Here is a 7412-nt window from a genome sequence, read left to right as displayed (position 1 = left end):
TCTCATAAGTACTCTGCTGTTTGTCTAATTGGACTTGGCAGTTCGACAGTTCTGCAAACAGGTCCCGTTTGCTGTTCAGCTGTTTTACCTGCTCCGTTGCCTCTTTCCACGCACTGCGCAAGGCTTCCCGCTGCATCTGTAAGTCATGCAGACTCTCGATCTGCTTTCGCAGGCCCTCGATGCGCTGTCGTTCTGTTTGTAAAGCATTCGTGGTTTGTTGATACTGTGTTTGCAGAGAATCAGCAGAATCTCTCGCCTTTTTCGCCTGTGCCTGTTTGTCCCGCCAGATTTCTGCCTGTTTTTTGGCATCACTCAAGCGGGTCATTTCCTGCTGCAAGAGATTTAGCTGTGGAAGCTGTGCTTCTGCCCGCTGTTTTTGCCCTTCCAGCGATGCATTCTGTTTTTTCAGCTGCTCTACATACTGTTTTTGCGCCTGTACGCGGTTGGCCAACTGTTCCCATCGCGTCTGTTCCGATTGATATGCCTGCCACTGCGGCTGTACCAAATCTCTTGCGCGGCGCGCCTGTTCCAGTCGTTCGGTTTGTGCTTGCATATCCGGCAGCTGTGCTTCCAGCTGTGTCAACTGCTGCTTAACAGCCAGCCATTTATTGCGCGCTTGCAGCTGTGTTTCCGCTTGAATCACCGCTTCTGTCGCCGCAGTACGCGCCGCGCGCAGCTGACGTAATTGTTTGTCTAATTGTTTTATTGTCTGTGCATCGCGTCTATTTTGCTCTTGAACCAGCGGTAAAAGTTCGGTGAGTTCCTGTGTTTCTGTGTTCTGTTCTAATTGAAAGCCCTCTGCGTACTGCAAAAGAGCGCGATGCATGTCCTCACAGCTTCGATTCTGAGCAAGATATTCCGTCTTGATACACTTTTGCAGACGCACCAGTTCTTCGGTGTGAAAGACATTGCGGATAATTTTTGCTCTGGACTGACTATCCGCCGTGAGCAGCTTCATAAACTCGCCTTGCGCAATCATGGAGATCTGTTTAAACGAACGGCAATCTACACCGAGCAACTGCTGCACCGCGTCAGTCACTGCCGTCGCTCCCGCAATCGTCGAACCGTCATGATTTGTCATGACTGCATTGGGCTGCTGGGTAACGGTACCCGTTCCCCGCTTTTTCGGTCGTTCATATTTTGGTGTTCGATGGATCTGATACCTCTTTCCACCATGAGAGAACGTAAATTTGACATACGTATCCGCTGTCGGCGCGGCGAAATCTGAGCGCAGCTGATCGGCACCGCGCTGAGAGCCGCTGACCTCTCCAAACAAAGCAAAACAGATGGCATCAAAAATGCTCGTCTTTCCGGCACCGGTATCTCCTGTAATCAGAAACAATCCCTGTCCGTCAAAGGCCTGCATATCCAGCGTCACCGTGTTGGAATACGGTCCAAACGCGCTAATTGTCAAATGAATCGGCTTCATCGCTCGCCTCCATTTCCCTGCCAATCCGCAGGATCTGCTGCTTTTGCCATGCCGTCATCGGCTTTCCATTTTGTTCCAAAAAGAACTGTTCAAACAGCTGAACAGGTGTCAGTTGCCGTGCATCCTCTTCACGCTGCAAGCCTTCTGCATTTGCTGTCTGCGTGCGGATATTGTCAAAATCCAACCGCATCAGATTGGGATACACAGCGCGCAGTGCTGCCTGTGGATCGTACAATTCCTCATCATCGGTCAAGATGACACGCAAATAATCGTTTGGATTTCCCGCCTGCTGTACCAAATCCGATAGAACATCCTGTAGTTTTCCGCGCAGCTCGCGCAAATCTCGTTTAGGCATCAGCGGCAGCAAGGTAATCTCTGCTTCTCCAGTTTGACCGATTGTCACAAGCGGTACAGATTTCGGGTATCTTGCCTCAGAAAATGAATATTTGAGCAGCGAGCCGCAATACCGCACACTGTCGCGTCCCAATCGCTGCGGGCGGTGAATGTGTCCCAGCGCCACATAGTCATACGCATCAAATAAAGCGGCATCTACAGCATCAATGCCGCCGACGGGAAGAATTTCCGAGTCCGATTGCTCCGGCAGAACACCGCCAACCGTCACAAATGTATGCGCAATCAACACATGCCGGGCATCTTGTTCCCATGCCGCCCGTTTTAGGGCTTCTTGCAGGACACATTGCTGTGTACTCTCTTTTAACTTCCATTTTTCGCGCCATTCCATCGGCCGCAGCCATGGCAGCAGATGAAACTGTACGCGACACGCCTGCTTATCTGTCAAAGTGACAGATGGTACGGTTTCCTCTAAGGTTCCCACCAGATGCATTCCCTGCTGAGACAACAAGGTTCTGCCAAAATCCAATCGCTCACCGGAATCATGATTGCCGCTCACTGCTAAAACTGTTATATTTTGCTCGCACAGCTGTGTAAAAAGCCAATCAAACAGTGAAACCGCCTCACCGGACGGAACCGTCTTATCATAAATATCTCCCGCTAAGACAACAGCATCTACCTGATTTTCTATCGCCATGCGAACGACCTGTTCCAAGGCAAACCGCTGGTCATCCAGCATAGAATAGCCGTACACCCGCTTGCCGAGATGCAGATCTCCGAGATGTAAAAACTTCATCGCGTTCTCCCTTTCTGTTGGAATCACTGCTTCTATCATACCCTGAATTGCGGTGGTTTGCAAATCTTATATAAACGCAAAAAACCGACGAAAGTTTCCCTTCGTCGGTTTTGGTTTGTTTTACATATCGTCATCCAGTACCTGTACTGCGGCGCCAATCAGCCGTGGTCCGACATAGGCAGCAAGCGTACAATCTACTTCGCCGGAAAACTCCTCTTGGAAATCCGGTGCTGCCTTGCGCAGCATTTCAGCAATCTGCGCGCCCTCTTCCGGCGTACCGCCGTGTGCCCACATGATGTTATATCGTTTATTCGGCTGTAAGTTCGACACAGCAACCTGTACCAGTTTTTTCATTGCCGCCTGTCTGCCGCGTACCTTGTGAATGCTTGTCAGCTCGCCCGATGTCGGTTCAAACGCAAGAATCGGTTTGATGCCAAGTGCTGTTCCTGCCATTGCCGTGATTTTTCCAATGCGGCCGCCGCGCTTGAGATACTCCAAGGTATCGACAGAAAAATATGGATACACATTTTTCATCATGCGCGGCATCAGTGCAAGCATGTCCTCCCACGATCTGCCCTCTTCAATCCAACGAGCAACCGTCAGCACCATAACGCCTTCGCCTAAGCTGGCACTCATCGAATCGAATGCCGCCACTTCCAAATCTTCGTCTTCTTCGCCGAGCATCCGTACAATCTGATAGCCGCCGCTCAAGCCGCTGGACAGCATAATCGCAATGACTTTGGTATATCCGTCTTCTTTGATCTTGCGCAGCGTGTCCTCAATCACCGCGCCGGATGGCAGAGATGTTTTGATGGTCTCATTCGGCTGTCGACGATACACATCGTCCGGAAAAATATCCACGCCGTCCTGATACGAGCCTTCGTCAAATGTAATCGTAAATGGAACGACATAAATATGATGTTTTTTTGCAACCTCTACCGGAATATCCGCACAGGAATCCGTCAGCAATGCAATCTTTTCCGTTCTCATGTATATCTCCCTCTCTATACCGACACACTGCGGCAATCTTAGCAATATTTTAATTATTATACCACAGATTTGATATAAATTCTATTGTTTATTTATGGACACAACGCCCGAAAAATGAGCTGATGCACCATATTTTTACAAACATTTGATGGATTAGCAGAAGAACAGCCTGTCTTTTTTCCAAATCGGCTTGCAAATCCGCCGAGTGCGGACAAAATGGTATACTCGCAAAATCCATCGCTCAGAGATGGATCAATCTCTCCATGTTGTCGTCCTCTTGCAAAAATTTGTCGTTCGTATTCACGCAGCTGGTCAAAGATTTCCTGTGCTTTTCCCCGATTGCGCATTCCCAGCTCTATCCGCTGTTCATACGACAAGAACGAGCCAAACATCGGCAGCGCGGAAAACGGCAGAAAAATTTCCTGCTCCAAAGCATCGATCAGTTTGTCGAGCATATCATACACAGACTGTTCCTGTGTCATCTGCTGTTCCATCCAATCCGCAAACTGCTGTAAGGTATACAGCATGGTACAGCTCAAAATATCTTCTTTAGAAGAAAAATACTCGTATAGTGTCCCCTTTCCGATACCGGCAGCAGTCGCAATATCCTGCACCTTGATGTTAGAAAAGTGTTTTCCTCCCGCCGCCAATTGCAGGAGACCGCGAAATGCCGCGATCTCCTTTGGCGAATAGGTCTTATTCTGCATCATTTTCCCCCACATCTACTCGTTTTAATGTCTTTTTCCGATTGAACAAATCGTACATGATTGGCACAATGACCAAGGTCAAAATCGTGGCGTAGCTCAAACCGCCAATGACAACAATCGCCATCGCCTGACCCATTTCCGCACCGCTGCCAATGCCCATCGCCATCGTGGACATAGACAGCATCGTCGTGAGCGCTGTCATCAAAATCGGACGCATACGCATTTTGCCCGCGGCAACCAGTGCTTCCCGCTTGGGCATACCATCCAATCGCAGTTCATTAACACAGCTGACGAACACAATACCGTTGTTGACTACGACACCCGCCAGCAGAACAAAGCCCAGCATGGCGATAATCGACAACTCCTGTCGCGCAATGAGCAGACCGAGCAGACCGCCTGTAAATGCCAGCGGCAGCGTAAACATAACGATAAATGGTCCCAGCAAGCTCTGGAACTGTGCCACCATAATCAAATAGATAAAGACAACCGCAAGCAGCAGCATAAGTCCCAGATCTTTCATAGAATCCGTGATATTTTCCATCTCGCCGGAAATCTCTGCGTGCATACCATCCGGCATGTTGTAAGAATCCAGAATCTTCTGCACCTCTTGGCTGACCAGTGTGACGTTGTGGTCATCATCGACTGATGCCGTGACCGACATCGTGCGCTCATTATTGTCTCGCTGAATGGCAGACGGTGCCTGTCCGTCCGTCTCAGAGGCAATCGTGTCCAGCTTGACTTCCTTCGTCTCTCCGGTCTGCTGATCGGTCGAGGTAATGGTCTGTTTCATCAAATCATCCGTTGTGATGCTGGACGGCTTTTTGACAACAACCGGCAAATCCTCTGTGCCGACTGTCAGCGTTGTGGAATCAACTTCTGTATTGAGCTTATCCGCCAGAGCTTGATACACCTGTGCCACCGTCAAGCCCTGTTCCATCGCCGCATCTTTATTGACCGTGATAATCTTTTCCTGATCTGGGTCATCGTTGCCGTCGGAAATGTCCTTGAGACCATCTACTTTTTTCATCTTCTTGGCAATATCCGCAGAGACCTTTTGCAGCTCATCTAGGTCATCGCCGTAAATATCTACCTGCACGCCGGTTCCCATATAGGATCCCATATCCATATTGGAAGCGGAAACGCTCATATCACAGTCCAAGTTTTTGGTCTTTTTGGTGATTTCATTCGCAATCGCCTCGTTGTCTGCGCCCTCATCGAGAATCAGATAGAACGAAACACTATTGCTGTTCGAGCCTGTCATAGACGCCATACCAGAGCCGCCGGACATCGCACCGACGGTTTTTACGCCGTCTACCTTGCGCATGATCTTCATCGCTTTATCTGCCATCGCCTGCATTTCCGTATCATCTGAGCCGGACGGCATGGTCATCGTCGCGCTCATCTGCTCCGAGGACATGGACGGCATAAAAATCATACCCTTTGCCGCCGTTGCCGCAACAGAGACAACAAGCAGGGCTGTCACAGCGAGCAGCGTTACCGCGCGATGCGACAGGCACCAGCGCAGCACCTTTTCATAGCCGCGCAGGAAGCCGTCAAATCGCTTGTGCGTGACAACCTTCTCTTTTTTCATCATGTTCGCGCTCATCGCCGGAACAACCGTCAATGCCACGATAAATGACGCGGACAGCGAATAGGCAATCGTCAAGCCCATATCCGCAAACAGCTGTTTGGTGATGCCCTGTGTGAAGACAATCGGCAGGAATACACACACCGTTGTCAGGGTCGAAGCGAAAATTGCTCCGCTCATCTGCTTTGCGCCCTGCACAGCCGCCTTTGCCGCCGGAACACCCAGATTGCGCAGGCGATAAATATTCTCAATGACGACAATTGAGTTATCTACCAGCATACCGACACCGAGTGCCAAACCGGACAGCGAGATAATATTCAGCGTCATGTTGCTGAAGTACATGAGCACAATTGCAAACAGCACACTGAGCGGAATGCTGAAGGCGATAATAATCGTCGGACGAATATCGCGCAGGAACAGCAGCAATACGAGTACAGCGAGCAAACCGCCGTATACCAGATTGGACAACACGCTGCTGACAATCAGCTGAATATAATCGCCCTGATCCATCAGCGGGGTGATGTGCAGCTTGCTGTTGCTGTCTTGCAGTTCGTTGATTTTATCATTGATCGCCTCAGAAACCGCAGATGTCGATGCCGTGGACTGCTTGGAAAAGCTGAGCACGACAGCATCATTGCCGTTTACCTTGGCATAAGACGTATCGGCATTCTGATCCGCATATTTGACTTCCGCTACATCTGACAGACGAATGTCTCCAATGTCTCCGGTATCCATATGGAACAGAACCATGTCAGATAATGCCTCAATGGAATCATATTTTTCTCCGACTTTGAGGACATACGAGTTGTCGCTGCTGTCCGAGATATAGCCCGCCGGCATCTCAAAGTTTTCTGCGATGAGAATCTTGCTAATCATATCTGCGGTGATAATGCCGCTGATGTCCGCCGATTCATACGCCTGATCGCGGGATTTTTCAAACTCTTCTACCGCAGAATCCAGCTGCTTCTGTGCGCTCTCCAAGGACGCCTTGCCGACAGAAATCTCCGAAGCTCCCTCTGCCATATTCAGCGTAGCATTCATCTTGCCCGCTTCTACTTTTTCATAGGCAGCATTCGCCTGATCCAATGCCTGCTGCAGCTGCGGCTTCATTGCCTCTGCTGCTGCCAGCTGGGTATTGACGTCGTTCAGTGCCGCAGTGATTTCCTGCACGCGCTGAGAAGCATATGCCGTGGTCTGCACGAGCTTGGCAAAGTCAGATTTCGACAAGCTCAGCAGCTGAGACATGTCCTGATTTGGTGCGACTTTCTGCATCATGCCCTGCACAGCCTGCATCGCTTTTGTATAAGCTTCATCGCTCATGCTGCCGATATATGTTGCCGGATCTTTGAGTGCTTCCAGCATCTGTGCCGAGTTCTGTGCCATTGCCGCCAGATCTTCCGAAGACGGCACGCCGCTGATTTCCGGTACTGTTCCGGTAAAATCATAAGCAACGACCATAATGCCAAGCATGTTGACCGAATCATTCATATCCGCATACTGCTGCAAGGCTTTCTGTTCAGCCTGATACGCCGCCTGATTGGCTTTGAGCGT

At 50.0% G+C, this 7412-nt stretch carries 5 protein-coding genes; all 5 read right to left on the bottom strand.

What is annotated here, in order from left to right:
- A partial coding sequence (locus ACR0P9_RS05325; RefSeq protein WP_432618028.1) for an AAA family ATPase occupies positions 1–1429 on the bottom strand: 1429 nt, incomplete at its 3' end.
- Complete coding sequence (locus ACR0P9_RS05320; RefSeq protein WP_432618026.1) at positions 1404–2576, bottom strand: exonuclease SbcCD subunit D; 1173 nt, start codon at positions 2574–2576, stop codon at positions 1404–1406. The genes ACR0P9_RS05325 and ACR0P9_RS05320, both read right to left, overlap by 26 nt.
- A gap of 120 nt (positions 2577–2696) precedes the next feature.
- Positions 2697–3566: a DegV family protein gene (locus ACR0P9_RS05315; protein ID WP_432618024.1), complete on the bottom strand. Its 870-nt coding sequence runs from the start codon at positions 3564–3566 to the stop codon at positions 2697–2699.
- A 92-nt stretch (positions 3567–3658) separates the two neighbouring features.
- On the bottom strand, positions 3659–4276 hold the full coding sequence (locus ACR0P9_RS05310) for a TetR/AcrR family transcriptional regulator (RefSeq protein WP_432618022.1): 618 nt from the start codon (positions 4274–4276) through the stop codon (positions 3659–3661).
- A partial coding sequence (locus ACR0P9_RS05305; protein WP_432618020.1) for an efflux RND transporter permease subunit occupies positions 4263–7412 on the bottom strand: 3150 nt, incomplete at its 5' end. The genes ACR0P9_RS05310 and ACR0P9_RS05305, both read right to left, overlap by 14 nt.

Origin of the sequence: Butyricicoccus sp. (assembly GCF_050872565.1) — a bacterium.
GTDB lineage: Bacteria > Bacillota > Clostridia > Oscillospirales > Butyricicoccaceae > Butyricicoccus_A.
The sequence above is the reverse complement of the archived record's forward strand: the minus strand, read 5'-3'. Positions and strand labels throughout refer to the sequence as shown.

Bases quoted from the DNA above. Each gene is read 5' to 3' on its own strand.
- ACR0P9_RS05320 (WP_432618026.1), bottom strand. From the start codon at position 2,576: ATGAAGTTTTTACATCTCGGAGATCTGCATCTCGGCAAGCGGGTGTAC.
- ACR0P9_RS05315 (WP_432618024.1), bottom strand. From the start codon at position 3,566: ATGAGAACGGAAAAGATTGCATTGCTGACGGATTCCTGTGCGGATATT.
- ACR0P9_RS05310 (WP_432618022.1), bottom strand. From the start codon at position 4,276: ATGATGCAGAATAAGACCTATTCGCCAAAGGAGATCGCGGCATTTCGC.